This window comes from Mesorhizobium oxytropidicola (genome assembly GCF_056174625.1).
Map to the genome: position 1 here is coordinate 529,938 of NZ_CM149692.1, position 25,151 is coordinate 555,088.

Sequence of the window (25,151 nt, forward strand, 5' to 3'; positions counted from 1 at the left end):
CCTCAGGCCGCCAGCAACGACTTCAGCTTGACGGCCTGCGATCCCAGCGCTTCTGCCGCCGGCCTGGCCTGCTTGCCGATCAGCATTTCGGCCAGCCGGATGTCGCGGGCGACCGCATTGCCGGGACCTATGCCGCTCGCTGCGACCAGCCTGCCATCCCCGGCCAGATGGAAGAGGATGAAGGCGCCGTCGCCGAGATCTCGGCGCACCGTGCTTTTGCCTTCGTCCGAAAGGCCTGCGATCTGCAGCGACAAGCCATACTGATCCGACCAGAACCACGGCACCGCCGCATGCGCCTCGCCGGCACCAAGCATGTTTTTAGCCGCGAGCGCGCCCTGTTCCTGGGCATTGCGCCAGGCCTCCAGCCGCACACGGCGGCCGCCATAGACGGCAAGCGGGAATGAGCAACAGTCGCCGGCGGCAAAGATGTCGGGATCGCTGCTGCGCAGCTCGGCATCGACCGCAATGCCGTTGTCGATAGCCAGGCCGGCTTCGGCCGCGAGCCCGGTCACCGGCACGGCGCCGATGCCGATGATGGCTAGATCGGCTGTGATTTCGCGCCCGCCGGCAAGCGTCACGCGTACCTCGTTGCCATCGTCAGCGATGGACGCGATGCCGTCGCCGCACAGGATGTCGACGCCTTCGGCGACATGCGCCTCATGGATGATCTCGGCGATCTCTGCCGGGACACCGCGCATCAGGATGCGCGGCTGTGCTTCGATGACGGTGACCGCGGCGCCGAGCTTGCGGGCAGAGGCTGCGAGTTCGAGGCCAATGAAGCCGCCGCCGATGACGGCAATGCGGTTGCCGGCGCTGAGATGGGCGCGAATGGCCAGCGCATCAGCGAAAGTCCTGAGATAGACGCAGCGCGCGCCAAGGCCAGGCATCGGCAGTTTGCGCGGGGTCGAGCCGGTCGCCAGCAGGAGCTTGTCGTAGGGCAGCATCGAACCGTCCGACAGGCGCACCGTATGCGCCGCACGATCGATCGCAACGGCCTGGAGGGAATGGATATGCCGGATCGATTTCTCCACCAGGACCGCGTCGCTGGTGATCGCCTTGATTTCCGGCGCGTCGCTGGCCATCGCCTCCTTGGACAGAGGCGGCCGTTCGTAGGGCAGATGCGGCTCGTCGCCGATCAGGGTCACCGGCCCGTCATAGCCAAGATCGCGCAGCGTGAGCGCTGCCCTCCCGCCGCACTCGCCGGCCCCAATGATGACCATTCCGCGCGCCATATCCATCACCCGATCTGAACGAGGACTTTGCCGGCGTCGACCTTGACCGGATAGGTTTTCAGGTTGACGCAGACCGGCGCGCCCCGGGCCGCGCCCGTCTTGTAGTTGAAGCGGCCATTGTGCTTGGGGCATTCGATGATGTCGTCCATCACCAGCCCGTCGGCGAGATGCACCTTCTCATGCGTGCAAAGCCCGTCCGTGGCGAAATATTCGTCGTCGGGGCTGCGATAGATCGCGAAGGTGCGCCCGCCATGATCGAAGCGCATCACATCCTCTTCATCGATGTCGTCGGCAGCACAGGCCTCGACCCAGTCGCTCATTCGGTCCTCCCAAAGCAATTTCAGGAAAAGTACGCAGCGGTTTTCCGTCCGGAATTGCGTTAAAATCAAGAGCCTAAAATGGACTCGCCGCGATCATTCCGCTGCGGCGGCGACGGCATCGCTGTGGAATTCTTCGCGATACGGCCTGGCGGTCGGCGGCAGTTCGCGCCTGAGGAAATAGTCCTCGTTGCGCAGCTGGCGCAGGAAGACCGGGATCATCTCGCGGTAGCCGGCCAGGATCGACGGCGTCGGCGCCGGCAAATCGTGCTTGATCAGCGCATGTAGCTTCGGCAGCGCATGGTAGGGCACCATCGGGAACATGTGATGCTCGACGTGATAGTTCATGTTCCAGTAGATGAAGCGGCTGATCGGGTTCATGTAGACGGTGCGGCTGTTCAGCCGGTGGTCGATGACATTGTCGGCAAGGCCGCCATGCTGCAGCAGGCCAACCATGACGTGATGCCAGGCGCCGTAGAGCCTGGGCAGGCCGACCAGCATCAAGGGCAGCAACGAGCCGGAATACAGCGCAAGCGCGATGGTTGCGGCATAGATCGCGGTCCAGATGCGGGCGATGCGGATCGCCTTGCCCTGCTCCTGCTCGGGAATGAAGGTCTTTTCAGCCGCGCTGATGTTGCCGGCGGCGTTGCGCAGCATGTCCGACATCGCGTGCCAGGCATCGAGGATGCCGACAAAGCCAAGCAGCGCGCGCACCAGATCCGGCGGCCGCATGACCGAGATTTCCGGGTCGCGGCCGACGATGATGGTGTCGGTGTGATGGCGCGTATGGCTCCAGCGCCAGGTCACTGGATTGCGCATGATCATGAAGCAGGCGATCTGATAGACCGCATCATTCATCCACTGCGTCCGGAAAGCCGTGCCGTGGCCGCATTCGTGCCAGCGTGAATCCGTCGATGAGCCGTAGAGCACGCCGTAGACGAAGAAGAACGGCACGCACCACCAGCTGCCCCAGAACCAGGCGCCGCCGGCACCGCTGACGATGAGGGCGGCGAGCCAGATCGCGGTGTCGCGGATCGCCGGCCCGTCGGAGCGCTGCATCAGCTCCTTCATCTGCTTGCGGGGAATATCGGTGTGATACCACTCGGCCGCCGACAGGCCGTTTTCCACGGCGAGCTTGGCGTCGCGGCCGATCAGGCTGTAGTCACGCCGGGACGGCGCAGCGGTCATGATTGCCTCCTCGGCGGGGCATTCGCCCAAGCGAATGCCGGTTACCCAGCCTGAAAGTACTGCTTGCTCATGATAGACTCAACATCATAAAGATAGTTTCTATCATTTCCTATCAGAACGATGTATCCTGTGTCCAGCAATCGAACGAGGGCGATCATGGCGAAACGGCCGACCATATCCGATCTGGCGCGCATCTCCGGCGTCAGCGTTGCGACGGTGGACCGCGTGCTCAACAATCGCCTGCCCGTGCGCGAGGACACCGCGCGGCGCGTCTACGAGACCGCGACCGAGATCGGCTATCACGCGGCCGGCCTGATCAAGCAGCGGATGCGCCATGAACTGCCGGAGTACCGGCTCGGCTTCCTGCTTTTGCGAGGCAACGATGTCTTCTACGGCGATTTCGCAGCGGAGCTCGAACTGGCGGTCTCGCAATCGCAGCGGTTTCGTGGCGCCGCAACCATCGACTTCGCCAGCTCCCTTGTCCCAGACGAGATCGCCGCCCAGATGCGCAGGCTGGCAGCAAAATCGAGGGCCATTGCCGTTGTCGGTCCGGATCATCCGACCCTGACGGCGGCGGTCGAAGCGTTGAAGGCGAGAGGGCAACCGGTCTTCTCGCTGCTGTCCGATTTTGCCGCCGGCATCCGCGAGGGCTATGTCGGCCTCGATAACCGCAAGGTCGGCCGTACCGCGGCCTGGATGATCGCCAGGGCGGCCCGGCAGCCCGGCAAAGTCGCCTCTTCGTCGGCAGCCATCGCTTTCACGGCCACGAGTTGCGCGAGATCGGCTTCCGCTCTTTCTTTCGCGAGCATGCACCCGACTTCAGCGTGCTGGAAACGCTGGTCAATCTGGAGGCAAACCAGGTGACCCATGATGCGATGATCGATCTTCTGGCGCGCTATCCGGATCTTGCCGGCTGCTACGTCGCGGGCGGCGGCATGGAAGGCGCGGTCTCGGCGCTGCGGGCGGCAAAGCCCGTGAATATGCCGGTGGTCGTCTGCAACGAGATCAACGCCGAGTCGCGCGCCGCACTCGCCGACAACATCCTCACCATGGTGATCTCCACGCCGCTGGCCGCGCTCTGCCGCGAACTGGTCGACCGGATGGTGCATGCCATCGAAGCCGGCGCGGCCAACGCGCCTGGCCAGACCTTCCTGCCCTTCGACATCTACCTGCCGGAAAATATCTAGCCTTTCCCGCGCGAGAGCAGCGGCCGGAATGATAGAATCCATCAGACCGATCCGAAAATCCGGCGGCAGGCTGCGGAATCGCCCTTGACGTTCCGCCGGAATGGAATAAATATTTCACCAACTGTACATTTTGGTTCTTTCGTTCCGTAACATCTGTTTCAAACGGAGGGTTCGGCATTCCAGCCCAAGCGGGGATGCCACACGGAGCGAAGCGATATCAGGGAGAGATTCCCCGGGGAGATCGGGGATTCCGGATAGATCGGTGCAACCGGACACCAAAAGTGGAGGAGAGATACAATGAAGAAACTGCTTTTGGGCGTCGCCTTCGCGGCGCTGATGAGTTCATCGGCAATGGCCGCCAAGATCGGCGTATCGATGGCCAAGTTCGACGACAACTTCCTCACCGTGCTGCGCAACGGCATGATCGCGCAGGCCAAGGGCATGAGCGGCGTCGAACTGCAGGTCGAAGACGCACAGAACGACGTTGCCAAGCAACTCGACCAGATCAAGAACTTCGCCGCTTCGGGCGTCGACGCGATCATCGTCAACCCGGTCGACACCTCGGCGACGCAGGCGATGTCCGATGCCGCCGCCGCGGCGAAAATCCCGCTCGTCTATGTCAACCGCGAGCCGGTCAATGTGAACACGCTGCCCGACAACCAGGCCTTCGTCGCCTCGAACGAGGCCGATTCCGGCACGCTCGAGACCAAGGAAGTCTGCCGCCTGTTCAAGGAAGCCGGCAAGAAGGAAGCCAATGTCTATGTGATCATGGGCGAGCTCTCCAACCAGGCCGCCGTGCAGCGAACCAAGGACATCGACAACGTGATCGCCACGCCGGATTGCAGCTTCATCAAGATCATCGATAAGCAGACCTCGAACTGGAACCGCGATGAAGCCCAGAACCTGATGACAAACTGGCTGTCGACCGGCAAGAAGTTCGATGGCGTGATCGCCAACAACGACGAAAGCGCCATCGGCGCCATCCAGGCGATGAAGGCCGCCAACATCGACATGAAGACCGTTGTCGTCGGTGGTGTGGACGCCACCCAGGACGCGCTTGTGGCGATGAAGGCGGGCGACCTTGATGCGACCGTGTTCCAGGATGCGGCTGGCCAGGGCGCAGGCGCGCTGGATGCGGCGCTGAAGCTGGCCAAGGGCGAGAAGGTCGAACACAAGGTCTATATCCCGTTCCAGCTTGTCACGCCGGCGAACATTGACAAGTTCATGAAGAAGAACTGAGCCACGGACATACGGAGCGGCGCGCAAAAGACAGCGCCGCTCCCCTTTCCCTCAGCGCCTGAACGCGCGAGGAACGACCGCGGCTGACGGAGGATGGAAGATTGGCACAGACATCTCATGGCGTCGGAGGGCTCACCTACGATGCGAAAAAGCGCGCATGGCCAGCCGAATTCAACGTTTTCCTGGCGCTCGTCATTCTCGTCGTCATCTTCGAAGCGATCGGCCGCATCTTTCTCGGCGACAGTTTCCTGTTCAACACCCGCAGCGACGTCTCGGGGATCTTCAATGAGGCCCGCCTGCAGATTATCATCCTGCAGGTGTCGATCGTCGGCATCATCGCCATCGGCGTGACGCAAGTCATCATTTGCGGCGGCATCGACCTGTCTTCCGGTTCGATCGTCGGCGCGACCGCCATGATCGCCATGAGTTTCGCCCAGGTGGCAACCGTCAACGGCAATCCCAACCCGAAGGCGATGTTCCTGGCGCAAGGCTGGACCGACCTGCCCGTCATCGTGCCGTTGCTGGTGGCGATCGGCTGTGGGCTGCTCGCCGGCCTCGTCAATGGCTCATTGATCGCCTACACGCGCATTCCACCCTTTATCGCCACGCTCGGCATGATGGTCACCGCGCGCGGCATCGCCAAATGGTGGTCCAAGGGGCAGCCGATCTCGTTTCCAACCGACAGTTTCGCGGCGATCGGCAAGGGCCTGATGCCCGTCATCATCTTCCTGTCGCTGGCCGTGCTGTTCCAGCTCATCATGAGCTACACTCGCTACGGCAAGCATTGTTATGCGATCGGCTCCAACGAGGACGCCGCGCGCATGTCCGGCATCAAGATCGCCAACCACAAGATCCTGGTCTACGTCATCGCCGGGATTCTCGCCTCGCTCGCCGCGGTGGTGCTCTCGTCCAAGAACCTCACCGCCCAGGCCGGCATGGGCGTTATGTACGAACTCGACGCCATCGCCATGGCGGTCATCGGCGGCGTCTCGCTGTCGGGCGGCCGCGGCTCGATCATCGGCACGGTGATCGGCTCGCTGATCTTCGGCGTCATCATTTCCGGCTTCACCTTCCTGCGCCTCGACGCCTACTACCAGGAGATGGTCAAGGGCGTGATCATCGTCGGCGCGGTCGTTCTCGACCAGTGGCGCCAACGCCTGCGGGCATTGAGGGCTTGACCATGTCAGACATCGTCCTGAAGACCGAAAACCTGACCAAGCGCTATGGCGGCGTGCATGCGCTGGAAGGCGCCAACTTCGAGCTGCGCAAGGGCGAGCATGTCGCCATCATGGGCGACAACGGCGCCGGCAAGTCGACCTTCGTGCGCCAGATCACCGCTGTCGAGCAGCGCACCAGCGGCCAGATCTGGTTCGACGGCAAGGAAGTGAATTTTGCCGGACCGATCGAGGCCCGCACCGCGGGCATCGAGACCGTGTTCCAGAACCTGGCACTGGCCGACGACCTCGACGTGCCGTCGAACCTGTTCCTCGGCCGCGAAAAGGTGCTGTTCAATCTGGGACCCTTCTCGATCCTCGACCGCAAATACATGCGCAAGGCGACCGAAGCAGCACTGGTGCGCACGGCGGTCAAAATCCCCAATCTGTCGAACACCATCCGCCACATGTCGGGCGGCCAGCGGCAGTGCGTGGCGATCGCCAGGACGGCGACCTTCGCTTCCAAGCTGATCATCATGGACGAACCGACGGCCGCACTCGGTGTGCAGGAGACGGCGCAGGTCGAAAACATCATCCGCACGCTGAAGGACAATGGCGAGCCGCTGATCCTGATCAGCCACAATATGCGCCAGGTGTTCGACCTTTGCGATCGCATCGTCGTGTTCCGGCGCGGCCGCATCGTCGCCAATCTGCGCAAGGAGAACACCGACGGCCAGGACATCGTCTCCTACATCACCGGCGCCAAGACCGGAGAGGCGGAACTCGCGGCTTGAGGCGCGTGGTTGCCCGGTTCCGGGACGATCTGCCGCGCCAAGAAAATACCCCAGCCACCTTTCCCTGACAGGAAGGTGCGGACACAACGCTCTCGAACCCATCCCTAGAGGAAATATCCATGACTGTTCGCTTCGCCCTCCTCGGTGCCGGCCGTATTGGCAAGGTCCACGCCCGCGCCGTCGGCTCCAACCCGCAGGCCAAACTGGTTGCCGTAGCCGATGCCTTCGAGAAGGCGGCAAAGGAACTGGCGACAGCCTATGGTGCTGAGGTGCGCACCATCGACGCCATCGAAAAATCCAAAGACATCGACGCCGTCGTCATCTGCACGCCGACCGACACCCATGCCGATCTGATCGAGCGTTTCGCCAAGGCAGGCAAGGCGATCTTCTGCGAGAAGCCGATCGACCTGAACGTCAAGCGGGTGGAGAAGTGCCTGGCCGTGGTCGAGAAGGCCAAGGCGACGCTGATGGTCGGCTTCAACAGACGCTTCGACCCCCACTTCGCCGCGGTGCGCAAGGCGATCGACGATGGCGCCATCGGCACGGTCGAGATGGTCACCATCACCTCGCGCGATCCCGGCGCGCCACCGATCGACTACATCAAGCGCTCGGGCGGCATTTTCCGCGACATGACCATCCATGATTTCGATATGGCGCGCTTCCTGCTCGGCGAGGAGCCTGTTGCCGTGAGCGCCCACGCCTCGGTGCTTGTGGACAAAAAAATCGGCGAGGCCGGCGATTTCGACTCGGTCAGCGTCATCCTGGAAACTGCTTCCGGCAAGCAGGCCGTCATCTCCAACTCGCGCCGCGCCACCTATGGCTACGACCAGCGCATCGAGGTGCACGGCTCGAAAGGCATGGTCGCTGCCGAAAACCAGCGGCCGGTGTCGATCGAAGTGGCAAACGACAAGGGCTACACGCGCCCGCCGCTGCACGATTTCTTCATGACGCGCTATCTCGACGCCTATGCCATCGAGATCGCCTCGTTCATCGCCGCCGCGACGTCCGGAAAGAAAGCGGCGCCGAGCGGCGCCGACGGCCTCGTGGCGCTGAAGCTGGCGGATGCGGCGCTGAAGTCGGCGACGACAGGCAAGACCGTCCGTCTCGACAAGTAAGAAGCGGAATCCGGACCCAAGCCACAGGAGCAAAGCGATGAGTGCATCAGCCGATCGCAATTCGACAACACGCGCCATCGTCACCGGCGGCGCGCAAGGCATCGGCTTTGCCGTCGCCGAGGCGCTGGCCGACGAGGGCTGCCGGGCGCTGGCGCTTATCGGCCGCTCGCAGGAAAAGGGCGACAAGGCCGTCGCTCACTTCAAGGAGTCCGGCGTCGACGCGATCTTCATCAGCGCCGACGTCGCCAAGGTGGCCGATTGCAAGCGCGCGGTGGCGACCGCACTCGCGCATTTCGGCACCCTCAACGCGCTGGTCAACGCCGCCGCCACCTCGGCACGCGGCTCACTGGTCGAAACCTCGGAAGAGCTTTTCGACCAGATCTTCGACACCAATGTGCGCGGCCCCTTTTCTTGATGCAGGGGCTGGTCGCGCATCTCCTGGAGCGCAAGGCGCCGGGCTCGATCGTCAACGTGCTGTCGATGTCGGCGCATGCCGGCCAGTCTTTCCTGACGCCCTATTCGACCAGCAAGGGCGCGCTGATGACGCTGACCAAGAACGTCGCGAGCTCCTATCGAAAGAACCGCATCCGCTGCAACGCCGTGCTGCCCGGCTGGATGGACACGGAGGGCGAGGCGATCGTGCAGAAGAAGTGGCACGACGCGCCGGACGACTGGCTGGAAAAGGCCGAAGCCGCGCAACCGATGGGCCAGCTGGTGAAGCCGGCACAGCTCGCGCGGCTGATCACCTACATGATCAGCCCGCAGGCCGGCGTCATGACCGGGTCGCTGGTCGACTACGACCAGAACATTGCCGGAGTGATTGGCGAGTAGAATCTCGGTTCGATGCACCCATACTGGATCACGCTGAGCGGCCATCTTGGCGTCGGCGTCACCGCTCGGTCGGAAGCCGACGCCCTGCAACTCTTCGAACTTGCCTTCGGGTCCGTCGAGAAAATCATTAGCATCGAGATCATCAAGGACATGAACGATCTCGACCAGAATCACGTCTTGCCCAATATGGGCGGAGCCAACTTCCTTCGGCGCGGCATCTGGTTTCCGCAGGGCCAGGAGCACATCGCAGACTGGGACAATGCGTAGCCTCATCAGGCACGTGACAAACGCCTCGGCTTCGACTATATGAGCCGCATGATCCACCTGTCCGCCACCTATTGGTACTTTAGCAGCTCGCTGGCGGCGGGAGGATTGCGCTCGATCTGAAGATTGCAGCAACAAGATCCGAACAGCCGCCAGACCTGGCGGCTTTTTTGTTTCAGCCGGCAGGTCTCCTAAACCAGGAGCAGAAAGCCGTGTTGACCACCACAGACGACCTTCGGGTCAAGGAAATCCGAGAACTGAGCACGCCGGACCAGGTGATGCGGGAGATCCCGCGCACGCTGACGGCGACGCGCACCGTGAGCGCCTCACGCAATGCGATCCACGCCATTTTGAACGGTACCGACGACCGGTTGCTTGTCGTCGTCGGCCCCTGTTCGATCCACGATCCGGTCGCGGCCGTTGACTATGCCAGCCGTCTGGCGGCGCTGCGCGAGACCCTGTCCGACCGGCTCGAGATCGTGATGCGCGTTTATTTCGAGAAGCCGCGCACGACGGTCGGCTGGAAAGGCCTGATCAACGATCCCGACCTCGACGGCAGCTTCAACATCGACAAGGGGCTCAGGATGGCGCGCAACGTGCTGTCGGCCGTCAACAATCTCGGCCTGCCGGCGGCGACCGAATTTCTTGACATGACCACGCCGCAATACATTGCCGACCTCGTCGCCTGGGGCGCCATCGGCGCGCGCACGACCGAGAGCCAGATCCATCGCGAACTGGCCTCGGGCCTGTCCTGCCCGGTCGGCTTCAAGAACGGCACCGACGGCAATCTCAGGATCGCCGGCGAGGCGGTGAAATCGGCCGCCCAGCCGCACCATTTCATGGCGGTGACCAAGGGCGGACGCAGCGGCATCGCCACCACCACGGGCAATGAGGACTGCCACGTCATCCTGCGCGGCGGCGTTCAGCCCAATTATGACGCGGCGAGCGTCGAGGCCGCGAGCGCCGAACTCGCCCGCATCGGTGTCGCGCCCCGGCTGATGATCGATGTCAGCCACGCCAACTCGAGCAAGAAGCCGGAGAACCAGCCCAAGGTGGCGGCCGATGTGGCGGGTCAGGTGGCGGCGGGCGACGAGCGCATCATCGGCCTGATGATCGAGAGCAATCTTGTCGCCGGCCGGCAGGACGTGGTGCCCGGCAAGCCGCTCGTCTACGGCCAGAGCATCACCGATGGCTGCATCGACTGGGCGACCACCGAGACCGTGCTGCACGGCCTTGCCGGTGCCGTCGAGTGGCGCCGGTCGGCACGCCGCGCCATGCTGGAAAACCGGCAGGGCGCTGCCTGATTGGATGGCTATGTGGGAGGGGCGGCGCCAAGGAGAATTACGCCGGCCTCAGCCCTTCCCAGGCGGTGAACACCGAGACCGCAAAAAGCAGGAGCCCGGCCGCCCGGCCAGCAAGGATGGTCGCCCGCGGATTGGCGATCAGAAGGTTGCGGCTGCGGCCGGCTGATATCGCCAACCCGCCATAGATCGCGGCCTGCGTGATGACCGTCATTAGGCCCATGACGGTCGCTTGCATCCAGATCGGGCCGTAGTCCGGTTTCAGGAACTGCGGATAGACGGCGAGCACGAACAGATAAGCCTTCGGATTGATCAGGCAGGTCACCAGCCCCTGGCGAAACGCCTTCCATGCGGAACGGCTGCCGACAGGCCCGTCATGACCGACGGTGATGGAGCTGCGCATCAGCGTGATGCCGATGAAGGCCATGTAGGCGGCGCCGGCCAGCAGCAGCGGCGTGAACAGGATCGGCACGAAATGCATGAGCAGGCCGACGCCGATGGCGCCGTTCAGCGTGTGCACCATGCCGCCAACCATGATGCCACCGGTCGCGGCCAGGCCCCTGTCGCGGCCGCCGGTCAGCGCATTGGCCAGCACGAACAGCATGTCCATACCCGGAACGGCGATGATGCCGAACAGCAGGATAAAGAAAAGCCAGAGATTTTCCGCATAACCCATGTCAGTTGCCCATCGCCTCGTTCCACCAAGCCGCAGCGGAACCTGTTGATTTTCAATTCGATAGGCAGTCCTATAGGTCGACCCAACTGACAATGATGTGTCAGTTGCGATGAGAGCCGGGTGAGGAAATGCGCAAGGCGTCACGCCTGTTCGAGATCATCCAGATCCTGCGGCTGGCGCGGCAGCCGGTGACGGCGGCCATGATTGCCGAGCAGCTGGAGGTGACAATCCGCTCGATCTATCGCGACATCGCAGCGCTGCAGGCGATGCGCGTGCCGATAGAGGGCGGGCGCGGCATCGGCTACATCCTGCGCCCCGGTTTCGACCTGCCGCCACTGATGTTTTCGATCGAGGAGATGGAGGCGATTGTGCTGTCGCTGGCGCTGCTGGAGCGCACGGGGGACGACGAGCTCAAGCAGGCGGCCAAGCGCGTCAGCAGCAAGATCGCCGGCGCCGTGCCGCCGCCGCTGCGCCAGACATTCGAAGCCAATGCGCTGCATGCCTGGGGCTTCGCCGCACCCTCGGCCGGCACGATCGACCTGGCGCTGGTGCGCCGCGCCATCCGCGACGAGGAGAAGCTCGATCTTTCCTATCGCGACGAAATGGGCCGCGCCTCCGAGCGGCTCATCCGCCCGATCGCGCTCATCTACTATGCCGAAACCGCCAACATCGTCGCCTGGTGCGAGCTGCGCCAGGCGATCCGCAATTTCCGCAGCGACCGCACAGAGGATTGCCAGCCGACGGGACTACGGTTCAAGGGCGAAGGCGACCGTTTGCGGCAAATCTGGGTCGACGGCTGGGAGACCCCGGCCGTCGGTGGCTGAGGGATATTACCGCACATCGACCCAGCGCTTTTCCTGGAAGGAGCGTGCCATTGCGTGCACGGTGCGCTCGATCTCTAGACCTTGCGCGAATTCGATCAGCCGTGCCGGTCTGCCGGCGAGCCGCGTCAGCAATTCGTGGCACTCGATGATCTTGAGGTCGTTGAAGCCGAGATTGTGGCCGGGCGCCGGCAGGAAGGCGTCGTAAGGCTTGTGATGCGGCGCGATCAGGATGGTGCGGTAGCCCTGCTCGGTCGGGCGATCGGATGTGAGATAAAGTTGCAACTCGTTCATCCGCTCCTGGTCGAACAGGATCGACCCTTTCGAGCCGAAGATCTGGATGGCGATGCGGCCCTTGCGGCCCCAGGCCGAGCGGTTGACCTGAAGCGTGCCGGCAATGCCGTTTTCCAGATGCATCAAGACGCTGGCGATATCATAGGTCTCGACCGCGCGGCGTCCGCCTGTTGCCAGCTTACGGTCGGCATAGGGCTTGGCCATGTCGCAGATGACGCTGGCGACACGGCCGAACAGCGCCGAGACCAGCGACAGCGGATGCACGGCGAAATCGTCGAGCGCGCCATAGCCGGAGGCGGCCTCGTGCTTCCAGAAGAACAGCGCCTCGGGATCGGCCATGAAATCCTCGTCCATCTCGATGCGCAGATGGTTGACCTCGCCGATGATCTTCTCATCAAGCAGCGCGCCGATGTGACGGATGGCCGGGCTCTGGATGTAGTTGTAGCCCAGCGCCGCGATCTTGCCCGATTTCTTGGCCGCTTCCGCCATGGCCTCGGCCTCGGCGAGGCTCGGCGCCATCGGCTTTTCGCACCACAGATGTTTGCCGGCCTCGAGAACCGCGATGGCCATTTCCGGATGGAACTGGTTGGGCGTGGTCAGCGAGACGATGTCGACCTCGGGATCATTGACCACGGCGCGCCAGTCGCCGGACGCCTTGGCGAAGCCGAACTCGCTCGCCTTGCGCCGGGCAAGCTCCTCATTGACCTCGCCGAGATGGACAAGCCTTGGCTTGGCGACATCGGGAAAGACGGCGCCGACGGCACTCCACGCGATGGCGTGACATTTGCCCATGAAACCCGTGCCGATAAGACCGACGCCGACCATTTTCCGTTTCTCCACCACATGAAGCGCTGCGTGGATGAATTAGTCCATTTCTTCCTGAAATGGAATGTCTGCCTCATTTTTTATGGCGTTCTTGCGCAGGCTCGCTATGATGGGGCAGAGAGGGCGTTTCACGGATGAGCTTGGACGGGCCGACGATGGACGAACGGGTACCTCGCGACTTCGAGACGCTGCGCGCCACCATCCTGGACCGGCGCGAAAGCCTGCCGAAGCGCATCGCCCAGATCGCCGCCTACGCGCTGGACAATCCCGACGACATCGCCTTCGGCACCGCCGCCAGCATCGCCGCTTCGGCCGGCGTGCAGCCCTCCACCTTGATCCGCTTTGCCCAGCAGCTCGGTTTCGACGGCTTCACCAGCCTGCAGCAGGTGTTTCGCGAGCGGCTGCGCGAGCGCAACTCGTCCTATGACGAGCGGCTGCAGGCGCTGCGCGTCAAAGCCGAGGGCGGCGCCGGCCACCGCGCCATCTTCGACGGCTTCGTCGCCGCCGCCAGCACCTCGCTCAACGACATTTCCCGCACGCTGGACGATGCGCATCTGGAAGATGCGATTTCGCTGCTCGCGAAGGCGCAGACCATCTATGTCTTAGCCAAGCGCCGCTCCTACCCGGTGGCCACCTATATCGCCTATGCGCTGGGCAAGCTGAAGATCCGCAACCAGCTGATCGAATCGGCCGCCGGCCTCAACGCCGAGATGATCGCCTTCGCCACGCCGGCGGATGCCGTCATCGCCATCTCCTTCTCGCCTTATGCGCCGGCCACCATCGAGGAAGCCCGCAACATCTCCGAGCAGGGCGTGCCGATCGTTGCCATCACCGACAGCTCGTTTTCGCCGCTTGCGCAATTCGCCAGGGTCTGGTTCGAGGTTGCCGAAGCGGACTTCGCCGGCTTCCGTTCGCTGTCGGCGACGATGGCGCTGGCCATGGCGCTGACCGTCGGTGTCGGCGAGAAGCGGCGCGATACGGGCCGCAAGCGCAAAGCCTGATCGGCAATCCCAAAGGCAATTTTAGACCGGGGAATGCTCATTCCATATTGACTATGGATTGGAATTATTATTTCATATTCCCGGCACCACGCTGCCGCTCGCGCGTGTTACCCAAACAATGTTGTTCCTGACAACAAGACTGACGGGAGGTTCCAATGAGCGAAGCCGTGGACGCCAAACAGGCGCCGCTCGACGTCATCACCATCGGTCGCGCTTCGGTCGACCTCTATGGCCAGCAGATCGGCTCGCGGCTGGAAGATATCACCTCCTTCGCCAAGTCGGTTGGCGGCTGCCCGGCCAACATTTCGGTTGGCACGGCGAGGCTCGGCCTGCGTTCGGCGCTGCTGACACGCGTCGGCGACGAGCAGATGGGCCGCTTCATCCGCGAACAGCTGAAGCGCGAAGGCGTCAACACAGACGGGCTGAAGACCGACAAGGAGCGGCTGACGGCGCTGGTGCTGCTTTCGGTGGAGAGCGAAGGCGTTTCACCGATGATCTTCTACCGCTCGGACTGCGCCGACATGGCGCTGGCGCCGGAAGACATCGATGAGGCATTTATCGCTTCGGCGCGTTCGATCGTCGTCACCGGCACGCATTTTTCCCGCCCCAACAGCGACGCCGCCCAGCGCAAGGCGATCCGCATCATGAAAGCCAAGGGCGGCAAGGTTGTCTTCGATATCGACTATCGGCCCAATCTGTGGGGCCTCGCCGGCCACGCCGAGGGCTTCGAGCGCTATGTCAAATCGGACCGGGTGTCGGCGCAGCTGAAGACGGTCCTGCCCGATTGCGACCTCATCGTCGGTACCGAGGAAGAGATCATGATCGCCTCGGGCGCCGACGACTGCCTGAGCGCGCTGAAGACGATCCGCGCGCTGTCGTCGGCCACCATCGTGCTCAAGCGCGGCGCCATGGGCTGCATCGTCTATGACGGACCGATCAGCGACGATCTGGAAGACGGTGTCGTCGGCAAGGGTTTCCCGATCGAGATCTACAATGTGCTGGGCGCCGGCGACGCCTTCATGTCCGGCTTCCTGCGCGGCTGGCTGGGTGGCGAAGACCATGCGACGGCGGCGACCTGGGCCAATGCCTGCGGCGCCTTCGCCGTGTCGCGGCTGCTCTGCGCGCCGGAATATCCAACCTTCGAGGAGCTGCAGTTCTTCCTCAAGAACGGCAGCAAATATAGGGCGCTGCGCAAGGACGAGGCGATCAACCACATCCATTGGGCGACAACCCGGCGGCGCGACATCCCCTCGCTGATGGCGCTCGCCTGCGACCACCGTGTGCAGCTCGAGGACGTGGCGGTGAAAGCCGGCGCCGATCCGGCGCGCATCCGCGATTTCAAGGTGCTGGCGGTCAAGGCGGCGGCAAAGGTCGCCGCCGGCCGTGACGGCTATGGCATGCTGATCGACGAGAAACATGGCCGCGAGGCGATGTTCGAATTCGCCAGGCATTCCTTCGCCTGGCTCGGACGGCCGGTGGAACTGCCGGGCTCGCGGCCGCTGCGCTTCGAATTCTCGCAGGATATCGGCTCGCAACTCACCGAATGGCCTGTCGATCACTGCATCAAATGCCTGTGCTTCTACCATCCCGACGACCCGGCGGCGCTCAAGGAAGAACAGCAGCAGAAATTGCGCGCGCTGTTTGAGGCGGCACGGAAAGTCGGCCGGGAACTTCTCGTCGAGATCATCGCCGGCAAGCACGGCAAGCTCGACGACACGACCATTCCGCGGGCGCTGGAAGAGCTTTATGCGCTCGGCATTAAGCCGGACTGGTGGAAACTCGAGCCACAGGCGTCAGCCGGCGCCTGGACCAAGATCGAAGCGGTGATCCTGAAGCACGATCCCTGGTGCCGTGGCATCGTGCTGCTCGGGCTGGAAGCGCCGCAGGACGAACTTGAAGCGGCGTTTGCCGCTACCGCCAAGGCACCGATCGTCAAAGGCTTTGCCGTCGGCCGTACCATCTTCGTCCACGCGGCCGAACAGTGGCTGGCAGGCAAGATGTCGGATGACGAGGCTGTCGCCGACATGGCCTCGCGCTTCGAACAGCTGACCGAGGCGTGGCTTGCCGCGCGTGGCCGTAAAGCAGCATAAAGGCGCGGCACAGGACTGCGGAGGAAAACACCATGAGCAAGACAATCCGCCTGACGATGGCGCAGGCGCTGACCCGCTTCCTCAGCCGCCAGATGACCGAGATCGACGGCAAAAAAATGCCGATCTTCGGTGGCGTCTGGGCGATCTTCGGCCACGGCAATGTCGCTGGCATCGGCGAGGCGCTCTACCAGGTGCGCGACGAGCTGCCGACCTTCCGCGCTCACAATGAGCAGGCGATGGCGCATGCAGCGATCGCCTACGCCAAGGCCAATTTCCGCCGCCGCTTCATGGCCGCGACCTCGTCGATCGGCCCCGGCGCGCTCAACATGGTGACGGCAGCCGCCCTTGCACATGTAAACCGGCTGCCGGTGCTGTTTTTGCCGGGCGACGTCTTCGCCAACCGCATCCCTGATCCGGTGCTGCAGCAGGCCGAGGATTTTTCCGACGGCACGGCGACTGTCAATGACTGCTTCCGTCCGGTGTCGCGCTATTTCGACCGCATCACGCGCCCGGAACAAATCATCCCGGCGCTCAACCGCGCCATGGCTGTGTTGACCGATCCGGCCGAGTGCGGCCCGGTGACGCTGTCGCTCTGCCAGGATGTGCAGGCGGAGGCCTATGATTATCCCGAGAGCTTTTTCGCCGAAAGGATCTGGCATCAGCGCCGGCCACGCCCTGACCGTGGCGAACTGGCAGCGGCGGTTGCGGCGCTCAAGGGCGCGAAGAAGCCGCTGGTGATCGCCGGCGGCGGCGTTCTCTATTCGCAGGCCTCCGATGCGCTGGCCAAATTCGTCGAGAGCGCGGGCATTCCGGTCTGCGAGACGCAAGGCGGCAAATCCTCGCTGCCGGACGATCATCCACTCAACATGGCGGCGGTCGGCGTCACCGGCACGTCGGCAGCCAACCGGCTCGCCGAAGAAGCCGATGTGGTGCTCGCCATCGGCACGCGCCTGCAGGATTTCACCACCGGCTCATGGGCGCTGTTCAAGAATTCCGGCAAGACCATCATCGGGCTCAACGTGCAGCCTTTCGATGCCGGCAAGCACCGGGCACTGCCGCTGGTCGCGGACGCGGTCGAAGGGCTTGCCGAACTTGGCGCGGCGTTGGGGAGCTGGAAAGCGCCTGCCGCCTGGACCGACAATGCGGCCAAGGGCAAGAAGGCCTGGCAGGCCGACGCGGCCAAGGTGACGGCGTCGACCAATGCCGCCTTCCCGTCGGACGCGCAGGTGATCGGCGCCGTGCAGCGCGCCATGGGATCGGGCGTGACCTTGCTGCATGCCGCCGGCGGCCTGCCGGGCGAGCTGCACAAGCTTTGGCAGGCCGGCGCGCCCGGCTCCTACCATGCCGAATACGGCTTCTCGACGATGGGCTACGAGATTGCCGGCGGACTCGGCACCAAGATGGCCAAGCCCGGCGAAGAGGTCGTCGTCATGATCGGCGACGGTTCCTATCTGATGCTCAATTCCGAGATCGCCACTTCGGTGATGCTCGGTTTGAAGCTCACCATCGTGCTGCTCGACAACCGTGGCTATGGCTGCATCAACCGGCTGCAGATGGCGACCGGCGGCGCCAACTTCAACAATCTGCTGAAGGATTCACGCCACGAGACCCTGCCCGATATCGACTTTGCCGCCCATGCGGCGAGCATGGGCGCGATATCAGAGAAAGTGCCGTCGATCGCCGGGCTGGAAAACGCCCTGCAGCAGGCCAAAAGAACGACCGCACCACCGTGCTGGTCATCGACACCGATCCGCTGGTCTCCACCGATGCCGGTGGCCATTGGTGGGATGTGGCGGTGCCGGAAGTGTCGGCACGGCCGCAGGTCAACGCGGCGCGCAAAGCCTATGACGAGAAGCGGCAGATGCAGACCATCGGCGATTGATGCTAAGTCAGCGCCGACCCCTACCTCCCCCTTGTGGGGAGGTCGGACCGAAGGTCCGGGTGGGGGTCTGGCGCCGCACCCCCTCCCCGCTGCTTCGCAGCGACCCTCCCCACAAGGGGGAGGGTGAACAAGAAACCGGAGTGACGACTTGAAAGCCAAACTGGGCATGTCCCCCATAGCGTGGTGGAACGACGATCTTGCCGAACTCAGCGATGACGTGTCGCTGGAAGAGTGCCTGCGCCAGTCGCGTTCGGCCGGTTTCACCGGCATGGAGATGGGCCGGCGTTTTCCCAACGATCCCGCCGTCATGCTGCCGATCCTGAAGGCAGCCGACGTCACACTATGCGGCGGCTGGTTTTCCGGCACGCTGGTCGATGAGGAGATGGGCAAGAACAAGGATCGCATCCAGCCGATGATCGACCTGTTCAAGGCGGTCAATGCGCCTTGCATCGTCTATGGCGAGGTCGGCCGTTCGATCCAGGGCGACCGCTCAAAACCGCTCGCCACCAAGCCGAAACTGTCGGGCGACGAGATGAAGGCCTATGCAAGGCGCCTGACCGAATTCGGCGAATGGTGCGCCGAACAGGGCATGCCGCTGTCCTATCACCATCACATGGCGGCCGTGGTCGAGACCGAGCCGGAGCTCGATGCCTTCATACGCCATTCCGGCGAAGGCATTCCGCTGCTGCTCGACGCCGGACACCTGGCCTTTGCCGGCGGCGATGTGCTGCGCGCCGTCGACAACCACCACAAGCGCATCAGCCATGTCCATGTGAAGGATGTGCGCATGGGCGTGATCGACAAGCTCGACCGCACGAAACAGTCCTTCCTCGACGCCGTGGCGCTCGGCGCCTTCACCGTGCCGGGCGACGGTTCGCTGGATTTCGGCGCCATCGTGCAACGCTTCGCCGACCATGGCTATGAGGGCTGGTTCGTGGTCGAGGCCGAGCAAGACCCAAAGAAGAACCCGCCGCTCAAGATGGCGCAAGTCGGCCACAAGGAGCTGATGCGGGTGATGACAGCTGCCGGCTATACGGTGGAGACCCAGGGCTTCCCGAATGCCTGAGGCGATGGGTTCACGGCGAGGCAGGTTGCTGTAGATTGGGCCGATGAAAGATTCCGAGCACCCGTTCTTCCGCCCGCTTTGGCGCCGTGTCGCCGTGGTCGCGGTCTGCGTCATCTGGTCGATCATCGAGTTCGCCACCGGTACGCCATTCTGGGGCGTCATCGCGCTCGGCTTTGCCGGTTATGGCGTCTGGCAGTTCTTCTACCTCTACAAGCCGGCCGATGAGAACAAGGCCGAGGCCGAACCGAAGGAGTAACCCGATGTCGAAACTGCTCGTCAAAGCCGACAAGGGCCATGGCCGCGTTGCACATGTGACGCCGAAGAGCGCCGGCTGGACCTATGTCGGTTTCGACCTGCACCGGCTGAAGCCCGGCGAGACCGCCTCGGGAAAGACGGAGGATCGCGAAGTCTGCCTGGTCTTCGTCACCGGCAAAGGCACGGCGAAGGCAGGCGGCAAGGATCTTGGCCTGCTCGGCGGACGCATGTCACCCTTCGAAGGCAAGCCGTGGTCGGTCTATGTGCCCGCCGGATCGGACTGGTCGGTAACGGCTGATACCGAATTGGAGCTCGCGGTCTGCTCGGCGCCGGGATTGGGCGGTGGTTTGCCGGTTCGGGTGATCGGGCCGGACGATCTCGGCCAGGAAGTGCGCGGCAAGGGCACCAACACGCGCTACGTCACCAACATCCTGCCGGAAGGCAAGCCGGCAGACTCGCTGCTGGTGGTCGAGGTCATCACGCCGGGCGGCCACACGTCGAGCTATCCGCCGCACAAGCATGACCAGGACAATCTGCCGGCTGAGTCCTACCTCGAGGAAACCTACTACCATCGCCTCAACCCGCCGCAGGGCTTTGCCTTCCAGCGCGTCTATACCGACGCCGACACGAATGGCCATCGGGCGCTCGACGAAGCGATGGCGATCGAGGATGGCGATGTCGTGCTGGTGCCCAAGGGGTATCACCCCTGCGCCGCCTGCCATGGCTACGACCTCTATTATCTCAATGTCATGGCCGGGCCGAAGCGGACGTGGAAATTCCACAATGCACCCGAGCACGAATGGTTGATGAAGGCCTGAGCGCCCATGTCTTTCGAGTGAAGCCGTTGGTCCAGTTGGGAAAAATCGTCGGCTAAGGACTTCTCAGGTCGATTTGCCATCGAAAACCCGTCAAAGCTTCGTCAATCCGTCCTGGAAATCACCTATGGCAGCGAGACTGACGAGGACTTCCCATGCGTTACGCCATCTATTTCACCCCCCGGCAGGACGAAGCGCTGGCGCGGATCGCCGCCAACTGGCTGGGTCGCGACCCGTTCGGCGCCGCGACAAGGCCGGTCGAGGCCGTGGCCGACCTCTCGGCGGCGGAAGTTGCCTTCCACACCGCTTCGGCGCGCCGCTACGGCTTCCACGCCACGCTGAAAGCCCCCTTCCGGCTGGCTGCCAACGAGACCGAGACCTCGCTGCGCGCTGGGCTCGACCATTTTGCCGAAGCGACGCCTGTTGTCACGATCCCGCGCCTCGTCGTCAGCCAGATCGACAGCTTCTTCGCGCTGGTGCCCGAGGGACCGTTGCCGCCGCTCAACCGTTTCGCCGACGATGTGGTGCGCGATTTCGACCGGTTTCGCGCGCCGCTAACCGAGGCCGAGATCGAGCGGCGCAGCCCGGATTCGCTGAAGCCGGCCGAGTTCCGCAATCTCTGCCAATGGGGCTACCCCTATGTCTTCGAGACCTTCCGCTTCCACATGACGCTGTCGGGCCGGGCCGGGCCACAGGAAAGCCCACGTTTGCGCGCAGCAATCGACAGCCTGTTCGCCGATGTGCTGCGGCAGCCGGCGCTGGTGGACGCGCTGACGCTGTTTGTCGAACCCGAACCCGGCGCGCCGTTCATGGTGCTTTCCCAGCATGCGCTGGGACGCCGCCCGGCCAGAAAAATCGCCTGAACAAAGCCTGCCCGAAGAATCAAGGCCAGATAATCGAGGACTGCCTGAAATGACCGCCGAGACCGTTCTTTCCAACGCCCGCATCGTGCTTGCCGACGAGATTGTCGAGGGGTCGCTGGTGCTGCGTGACGGCTTTATCGCCGGCATCGATGCAGGTTCTGGCCGGACCGGCGAGGATATGGGCGGCGACTATGTCATTCCGGGGCTGGTCGAGCTGCACACCGACCATCTGGAGGGTCATTACGCGCCGCGGCCGAAGGTGCGCTGGAACCCGATAGCCGCCGTGCTTGCCCATGACGCGCAAGTGGCCACCGCCGGCATCACCACCGTGCTCGATGCCTTGCGCGTCGGCATGGACGAGGACGCCGACCTGACATCGACCGATATCCGCAAGCTGGCCGATGCAATCGAGGACAGCGTCGCGCAGGATCGTCTGCGGGCCGATCACTTCCTGCATCTTCGCTGCGAGGTTTCGGCGCCGGATTGCCTGCAGGCCTTCGCCAATTTCGACGAGGACGACCGGGTCAAGCTGGCCTCGCTGATGGATCATGCGCCCGGCCAGCGCCAATTCGTCAATCTCGAAACCTATGCCTATTACTACCAGCGCAAGCTGAAGCTGACCGACCGCGACTTCAAACTGTTCTGCGAGAAGCGGATGGCGGAATCGGCACGCAATTCGGCACCGAACCGCGCGGTGATCGCCGCGGCCTGCCATGAGCGCGGCATCGTGCTGGCCAGCCATGACGACGCCACATCGGGCCATGTCGACGAGGCGATCGAGCAAGGCGTGCGCGTCGCCGAATTCCCGACCACCGAGGAAGCGGCGCGCGCTTCGAAGGCCGCCGGCCTCGGCGTGCTTATGGGCGCACCCAACGTCATGCGCGGCGCGTCTCATTCGGGCAATGTCTCGGCCCGCACGCTGGCCAGCGATGGCCTGCTCGACATCTTGTCTTCGGACTATATCCCCTTCAGCCTGATCCAGTCGGCCTTCTTCCTCGGCGACATGGTCGAAGGGATTTCGCTGCCACAGGCGGTCGCCATGGTTTCGAAGAACCCGGCCGAAGCCGTTGGCCTGACCGACCGCGGCATCATCGAGCAGGGCCGCCGGGCCGATCTGGTGCGCGTGCGCGTCGACGACCATGTTCCGGTCGTGCGCACCGTCTGGCGTCAGGGGCGCCGGGTCGCATGATGGTGTCGGCCTTGATCGAGCGTGAACTGTCGGCTGAAACGTTCCCGATCCGCCATGGCGTGTTTGTCGCCGTCGTGGGGCCCAGCGGTGCCGGCAAGGACACGGTGATCGGCTACGCCCGCACACTCTTCGCTGATGAGACCCGGCTGGAATTCGTGCGCCGCGTCATCACCAGGCCGAGCGATGCGGCAAGCGAGGATCACGACACGCTGGCCGACGCCGCTTTCGTCGAGGCCGAGGCCGACGGCGCCTTCGCCATCTCCTGGGAGGCGCATGGCCTGCGCTACGGCCTGCCTGCCGATGTCGACTGGTCGGTCGCCAATGGCCATGTCGCAGTGGCGAACGTGTCCCGCGCGATCATCCCCACCTTGCGCGAGCGCTACGCCAATCTGGCCATTGTCGAGATCACCGCTTCGCCCGATGTGCTGGCCGAGCGGCTGGCGATGCGCGGCCGCGAGTCGCGCGGCGAAGTGCTGGCGCGGCTGGCGCGCAGCGCCAACGTGACCCTGACCGGCCCTGGTGTGACCTCGATCGACAATAGCGGCCCGCGCGAAGCGGCCGGCGAACGCTTTGCCGAGCTGCTGCGCAAGGCGATGGCCTTCTCCGACATGTCGGGGCTGATCTGATCTAAGCGTGGATCCACAGGCCTCGGCTTTGTACGCCCGAAGCGCCGCCCATTGGCGCTTGCTTTCCCGCTGCCTCCGGAGCGCTATGTGGTGCTGACCACACATGTGATTCCGGGCCCCCGGGAAAGCCGTCCGGAAGATCCGGGGCGAACGAAACAAGACTGGAAGCCTTGATGCAGACGCTGACGCCCATCCTCTCGACGGTCACGGCGGCATTTCTCGCCTCTTTCGTCGAGGTCGTCGAAGCCTTCACCATCGTGCTAGCGGTCGGGGTGACGCGCAGCTGGCGCCCGGCGCTGACGGGCGCCGCGTTGGCGCTTGCGTTGCTGGCGGCGCTGGTGCTGGCGTTCGGCCCGTTGCTGGCGCTGGTGCCGATCACCACGCTGCAATTCGTCGTCGGGGTGCTGCTGATCCTGTTCGGCATGCGCTGGCTGCGAAAAGCCATCCTGCGCAGTGTCGGCGTCATCGCGCTGCATGACGAGGAGGCAGCCTTCTCCAAGGAGACCGCCGCCCTCAACCAGCAGGCCAATGACCGCCGCGCCGACTACCTCGCCGGGCTGGCCTCGTTCAAGGCGGTGCTGCTCGAAGGTGTCGAGGTGGTGTTCATCGTCATTGCCGTCGGCGCGGCGCACGGGCAGACGCTCTACGCCAGCCTGGGCGCGCTGGCAGCGTTTATCCTGGTGATGCTGATTGGGCTGGCTGTCCACCGGCCGCTGGCGCGTGTGCCGGAGAATGCGCTGAAATTCGTGGTCGGGCTGATGCTGACCAGCTTCGGCATCTTCTGGACCGGCGAAGGCATCGGTGCCGACTGGCCGGGCGCCGATCTCGCTCTGCTCGCCATCTTCGCCGTCGTCGCGCTGGCGTCCTTTGCCATGGTGCGCTGGCTGCGCAGCACCTATCCCGTATCCGTTGGAGGGCTCGCCCGATGAACGCCATCCGTCTCGTTGCCAGGGAATTCTTCGGCATGTTCGTCGACGACGGCAATCTGGCGCTGCTGGCGCTGGTGCTGGTGGCCGCCGTCGCGGCGGCGGTGAAGCTGCTGGCCCTGCCGCCGCTGCTCGGCGGCGCGCTGCTGCTGGTCGGCTGTCTCGCCATCCTGCTGCAAAGCGTTCGCCGCGCCGCACGCGGGACCAATCGGTAAAGACGGCTCGCATACTTGCTACCTTGGGCGGCATCGTTTCGTCACCGGAACGACGCCCAAGGCCGAGATGCGACCCGCCATGCCGGTGGCCTGAGCGACGCTGTCAGCCCTTGAACGCCGGCATGGTCAGGCCCTTGACGCCGACATCGAGCGCGAACAATCCGCCTGGATTCTTCTGGCGGACGAAGTGGCTGGCCGGACGCTTGAGCACGGCGGAGGTGACATAGAGGATATCGAGATCCTTGCCGCCGAATTCGCAGCAGGTCGGCAGGTCGGTCGGCAGAACCACGGTCTGCATCAATTCGCCATCAGGGTCATAGCGGCAGACCTTGCTGGTCACCGGGATGGTGACCCAGTAGCAGCCCTCGGCGTCCACCGTGGCGCCATCGGCAACGCCGCCGGTCGCCGTCATGTCGATAAAGGTGCGGCGGTTCTCGATGTCGCCAATGGCGGGGTCGAAATCATAGGCCCACACCGCGCCGGCATGACTGTCGGAGAAATACATGGTTTTCGAATCCGGACTCCAGGCGAGCCCATTGGAACAGCCGATACCGTCGATCATCTTGTGCACCGACAGATCGGGGTCGAGCCTATAAAGCGCGCCGATGAATTCGATCGGCTCGCCCGGCACCTCGAACATCGTGCCGGACCAGAAGCGACCCTGGCGGTCCGGCTTGCCGTCGTTGAAGCGGGTTTTCGGCATATGGGATTCCGGGTCGACAATCGCCTCGAACCTGCCGGTCGCGGGGTCGAAGAAATGGAAGCCGTTGGTCATGGTCAGCACCAGGCCGCCTTTCTCGCGCAGGCCGAGGCAGCCGAGATATTCCGGTGTTTCGAAGGTCTCGTCCTTGCCGGTCGCTGGATCGTAGCGGTGGATCAGCTTCTTCCAGATGTCGATCCACCACAGCACACCGGCCTTCGGGTCCCAAAGAGTGCCTTCGCCGAGTTCGGCCCTGGCATCGACGACGCAAGTGATTTCGACCAT

General features: G+C 63.9%; 23 protein-coding genes and 3 pseudogenes. 20 read left to right on the top strand and 6 right to left on the bottom strand.

Annotated elements, in window-relative coordinates; translation table 11 throughout:
• Positions 1-2 precede the first annotated feature (2 nt).
• From AC0V8S_RS02495 to AC0V8S_RS02505, 3 genes are all read right to left on the bottom strand, one after another.
• Complete coding sequence (locus tag AC0V8S_RS02495; RefSeq protein WP_475436714.1) at positions 3-1,238, bottom strand: NAD(P)/FAD-dependent oxidoreductase; 1,236 nt, start codon at positions 1,236-1,238, stop codon at positions 3-5.
• Complete coding sequence (locus AC0V8S_RS02500) at positions 1,238-1,552, bottom strand: Rieske (2Fe-2S) protein (RefSeq protein ID WP_096452689.1); 315 nt, start codon at positions 1,550-1,552, stop codon at positions 1,238-1,240. Before AC0V8S_RS02500 ends, AC0V8S_RS02495 begins: the two co-directional genes overlap by 1 nt.
• 93 nt (positions 1,553-1,645) lie before the next feature.
• Positions 1,646-2,737 carry a fatty acid desaturase family protein gene (locus tag AC0V8S_RS02505; protein ID WP_475436715.1) on the bottom strand — a complete coding sequence of 364 codons (1,092 nt, stop codon included), beginning with the start codon at positions 2,735-2,737 and terminating at the stop codon, positions 1,646-1,648.
• A gap of 156 nt (positions 2,738-2,893) precedes the next feature.
• Between AC0V8S_RS02505 and AC0V8S_RS02510 the strand changes: the two are divergent.
• The 8 genes and pseudogenes from AC0V8S_RS02510 (at position 2,894) to AC0V8S_RS02545 (ending at position 10,625) form a co-directional block, all read left to right on the top strand.
• Positions 2,894-3,924, top strand: a pseudogene (locus AC0V8S_RS02510) (LacI family DNA-binding transcriptional regulator).
• Between the two features lie 297 nt (positions 3,925-4,221).
• The gene (locus AC0V8S_RS02515) at positions 4,222-5,163 is read left to right on the top strand and encodes a sugar ABC transporter substrate-binding protein (RefSeq protein WP_095203101.1); all 942 of its coding nucleotides are present in this window, start codon (positions 4,222-4,224) and stop codon (positions 5,161-5,163) included.
• Between the two features lie 101 nt (positions 5,164-5,264).
• Positions 5,265-6,341, top strand: a complete 1,077-nt coding sequence (locus AC0V8S_RS02520; RefSeq protein ID WP_183464811.1) for an ABC transporter permease — start codon at positions 5,265-5,267, stop codon at positions 6,339-6,341.
• A 2-nt stretch (positions 6,342-6,343) separates the two neighbouring features.
• A complete protein-coding gene (locus AC0V8S_RS02525; RefSeq protein WP_010912863.1) occupies positions 6,344-7,111 on the top strand; it encodes an ATP-binding cassette domain-containing protein in 768 nt (255 codons plus the stop codon).
• Positions 7,112-7,230: 119 nt separating this feature from the next.
• Entirely contained in the window at positions 7,231-8,226 is a 996-nt protein-coding gene (gene iolG / locus AC0V8S_RS02530; RefSeq protein ID WP_475436716.1) for an inositol 2-dehydrogenase, read from the top strand.
• Positions 8,227-8,263: 37 nt separating this feature from the next.
• Positions 8,264-9,057: pseudogene (locus AC0V8S_RS02535) on the top strand (SDR family oxidoreductase).
• 12 nt (positions 9,058-9,069) lie between these two features.
• Positions 9,070-9,324 carry a hypothetical protein gene (locus tag AC0V8S_RS02540; RefSeq protein WP_475436717.1) on the top strand — a complete coding sequence of 85 codons (255 nt, stop codon included), beginning with the start codon at positions 9,070-9,072 and terminating at the stop codon, positions 9,322-9,324.
• Positions 9,325-9,533: 209 nt separating this feature from the next.
• Positions 9,534-10,625, top strand: a complete 1,092-nt coding sequence (locus tag AC0V8S_RS02545; protein WP_475436718.1) for a 3-deoxy-7-phosphoheptulonate synthase — start codon at positions 9,534-9,536, stop codon at positions 10,623-10,625.
• A 37-nt stretch (positions 10,626-10,662) separates the two neighbouring features.
• Here the strand turns inward: AC0V8S_RS02545 and AC0V8S_RS02550 are convergent, their stop codons facing one another.
• Complete coding sequence (locus AC0V8S_RS02550) at positions 10,663-11,298, bottom strand: LysE family translocator (RefSeq protein ID WP_475436719.1); 636 nt, start codon at positions 11,296-11,298, stop codon at positions 10,663-10,665.
• Between the two features lie 128 nt (positions 11,299-11,426).
• Between AC0V8S_RS02550 and AC0V8S_RS02555 the strand changes: the two genes are divergently transcribed.
• On the top strand, positions 11,427-12,122 hold the full coding sequence (locus AC0V8S_RS02555) for a helix-turn-helix transcriptional regulator (RefSeq protein WP_183464805.1): 696 nt from the start codon (positions 11,427-11,429) through the stop codon (positions 12,120-12,122).
• Positions 12,123-12,128: 6 nt separating this feature from the next.
• Here AC0V8S_RS02555 and AC0V8S_RS02560 read toward each other — a convergent pair whose 3' ends face one another.
• A complete protein-coding gene (locus AC0V8S_RS02560) occupies positions 12,129-13,238 on the bottom strand; it encodes a Gfo/Idh/MocA family protein (RefSeq protein ID WP_475436720.1) in 1,110 nt (369 codons plus the stop codon).
• A 155-nt stretch (positions 13,239-13,393) separates the two neighbouring features.
• On the opposite strand from AC0V8S_RS02560, the gene AC0V8S_RS02565 reads away from it, so the two are divergent.
• The 11 genes and pseudogenes from AC0V8S_RS02565 (at position 13,394) to AC0V8S_RS02615 (ending at position 24,166) form a co-directional block, all read left to right on the top strand.
• Complete coding sequence (locus AC0V8S_RS02565) at positions 13,394-14,239, top strand: MurR/RpiR family transcriptional regulator (protein ID WP_475436721.1); 846 nt, start codon at positions 13,394-13,396, stop codon at positions 14,237-14,239.
• A gap of 155 nt (positions 14,240-14,394) precedes the next feature.
• Positions 14,395-16,329, top strand: a complete 1,935-nt coding sequence (locus AC0V8S_RS02570) for a bifunctional 5-dehydro-2-deoxygluconokinase/5-dehydro-2-deoxyphosphogluconate aldolase (protein ID WP_475436722.1) — start codon at positions 14,395-14,397, stop codon at positions 16,327-16,329.
• A gap of 32 nt (positions 16,330-16,361) precedes the next feature.
• Positions 16,362-18,211: pseudogene (gene iolD, locus AC0V8S_RS02575) on the top strand (3D-(3,5/4)-trihydroxycyclohexane-1,2-dione acylhydrolase (decyclizing)).
• Between the two features lie 148 nt (positions 18,212-18,359).
• Positions 18,360-19,277 carry a myo-inosose-2 dehydratase gene (gene iolE / locus AC0V8S_RS02580; RefSeq protein WP_183464802.1) on the top strand — a complete coding sequence of 306 codons (918 nt, stop codon included), beginning with the start codon at positions 18,360-18,362 and terminating at the stop codon, positions 19,275-19,277.
• 43 nt (positions 19,278-19,320) lie between these two features.
• A complete protein-coding gene (locus AC0V8S_RS02585) occupies positions 19,321-19,533 on the top strand; it encodes a DUF3329 domain-containing protein (RefSeq protein ID WP_475436723.1) in 213 nt (70 codons plus the stop codon).
• 4 nt (positions 19,534-19,537) lie between these two features.
• Positions 19,538-20,350, top strand: coding sequence for a 5-deoxy-glucuronate isomerase (gene iolB / locus AC0V8S_RS02590; protein ID WP_183464800.1), 813 nt, complete (start codon positions 19,538-19,540; stop codon positions 20,348-20,350).
• A gap of 152 nt (positions 20,351-20,502) precedes the next feature.
• On the top strand, positions 20,503-21,210 hold the full coding sequence (locus AC0V8S_RS02595) for a DUF1045 domain-containing protein (RefSeq protein ID WP_475436724.1): 708 nt from the start codon (positions 20,503-20,505) through the stop codon (positions 21,208-21,210).
• A 49-nt stretch (positions 21,211-21,259) separates the two neighbouring features.
• Positions 21,260-22,399, top strand: coding sequence for an alpha-D-ribose 1-methylphosphonate 5-triphosphate diphosphatase (locus AC0V8S_RS02600; protein WP_475436725.1), 1,140 nt, complete (start codon positions 21,260-21,262; stop codon positions 22,397-22,399).
• Positions 22,396-23,025 carry a phosphonate metabolism protein/1,5-bisphosphokinase (PRPP-forming) PhnN gene (gene phnN / locus AC0V8S_RS02605; protein WP_475436726.1) on the top strand — a complete coding sequence of 210 codons (630 nt, stop codon included), beginning with the start codon at positions 22,396-22,398 and terminating at the stop codon, positions 23,023-23,025. Before AC0V8S_RS02600 ends, phnN begins: the two co-directional genes overlap by 4 nt.
• A gap of 173 nt (positions 23,026-23,198) precedes the next feature.
• Positions 23,199-23,954, top strand: coding sequence for a COG4280 domain-containing protein (locus AC0V8S_RS02610; protein ID WP_475436727.1), 756 nt, complete (start codon positions 23,199-23,201; stop codon positions 23,952-23,954).
• Positions 23,951-24,166 (top strand): hypothetical protein, encoded by a 216-nt coding sequence (locus AC0V8S_RS02615; RefSeq protein ID WP_475436728.1) that lies wholly within the window; start codon positions 23,951-23,953, stop codon positions 24,164-24,166. The genes AC0V8S_RS02610 and AC0V8S_RS02615 overlap by 4 nt, the downstream gene beginning before the upstream one ends.
• A 103-nt stretch (positions 24,167-24,269) precedes the next feature.
• On the opposite strand, the gene AC0V8S_RS02620 is transcribed toward AC0V8S_RS02615, so the two are convergent.
• Positions 24,270-25,151, bottom strand: coding sequence for an SMP-30/gluconolactonase/LRE family protein (locus AC0V8S_RS02620; protein WP_475436729.1), 882 nt, complete (start codon positions 25,149-25,151; stop codon positions 24,270-24,272).

Bases quoted from the DNA above. Each gene is read 5' to 3' on its own strand.
- AC0V8S_RS02595 (WP_475436724.1), top strand. From the start codon at position 20,503: ATGCGTTACGCCATCTATTTCACCCCCCGGCAGGACGAAGCGCTGGCG.
- AC0V8S_RS02550 (WP_475436719.1), bottom strand. From the start codon at position 11,298: ATGGGTTATGCGGAAAATCTCTGGCTTTTCTTTATCCTGCTGTTCGGC.
- AC0V8S_RS02620 (WP_475436729.1), bottom strand. From the start codon at position 25,151: ATGGTCGAAATCACTTGCGTCGTCGATGCCAGGGCCGAACTCGGCGAA.
- AC0V8S_RS02505 (WP_475436715.1), bottom strand. From the start codon at position 2,737: ATGACCGCTGCGCCGTCCCGGCGTGACTACAGCCTGATCGGCCGCGAC.
- AC0V8S_RS02600 (WP_475436725.1), top strand. From the start codon at position 21,260: ATGACCGCCGAGACCGTTCTTTCCAACGCCCGCATCGTGCTTGCCGAC.
- iolB (WP_183464800.1), top strand. From the start codon at position 19,538: ATGTCGAAACTGCTCGTCAAAGCCGACAAGGGCCATGGCCGCGTTGCA.
- AC0V8S_RS02525 (WP_010912863.1), top strand. From the start codon at position 6,344: ATGTCAGACATCGTCCTGAAGACCGAAAACCTGACCAAGCGCTATGGC.
- AC0V8S_RS02610 (WP_475436727.1), top strand. From the start codon at position 23,199: ATGCAGACGCTGACGCCCATCCTCTCGACGGTCACGGCGGCATTTCTC.
- AC0V8S_RS02500 (WP_096452689.1), bottom strand. From the start codon at position 1,552: ATGAGCGACTGGGTCGAGGCCTGTGCTGCCGACGACATCGATGAAGAG.
- phnN (WP_475436726.1), top strand. From the start codon at position 22,396: ATGATGGTGTCGGCCTTGATCGAGCGTGAACTGTCGGCTGAAACGTTC.
- AC0V8S_RS02495 (WP_475436714.1), bottom strand. From the start codon at position 1,238: ATGGATATGGCGCGCGGAATGGTCATCATTGGGGCCGGCGAGTGCGGC.
- iolG (WP_475436716.1), top strand. From the start codon at position 7,231: ATGACTGTTCGCTTCGCCCTCCTCGGTGCCGGCCGTATTGGCAAGGTC.
- AC0V8S_RS02515 (WP_095203101.1), top strand. From the start codon at position 4,222: ATGAAGAAACTGCTTTTGGGCGTCGCCTTCGCGGCGCTGATGAGTTCA.
- AC0V8S_RS02570 (WP_475436722.1), top strand. From the start codon at position 14,395: ATGAGCGAAGCCGTGGACGCCAAACAGGCGCCGCTCGACGTCATCACC.
- AC0V8S_RS02615 (WP_475436728.1), top strand. From the start codon at position 23,951: ATGAACGCCATCCGTCTCGTTGCCAGGGAATTCTTCGGCATGTTCGTC.
- AC0V8S_RS02560 (WP_475436720.1), bottom strand. From the start codon at position 13,238: ATGGTCGGCGTCGGTCTTATCGGCACGGGTTTCATGGGCAAATGTCAC.
- AC0V8S_RS02540 (WP_475436717.1), top strand. From the start codon at position 9,070: ATGCACCCATACTGGATCACGCTGAGCGGCCATCTTGGCGTCGGCGTC.
- AC0V8S_RS02565 (WP_475436721.1), top strand. From the start codon at position 13,394: ATGGACGAACGGGTACCTCGCGACTTCGAGACGCTGCGCGCCACCATC.
- AC0V8S_RS02585 (WP_475436723.1), top strand. From the start codon at position 19,321: ATGAAAGATTCCGAGCACCCGTTCTTCCGCCCGCTTTGGCGCCGTGTC.
- AC0V8S_RS02555 (WP_183464805.1), top strand. From the start codon at position 11,427: ATGCGCAAGGCGTCACGCCTGTTCGAGATCATCCAGATCCTGCGGCTG.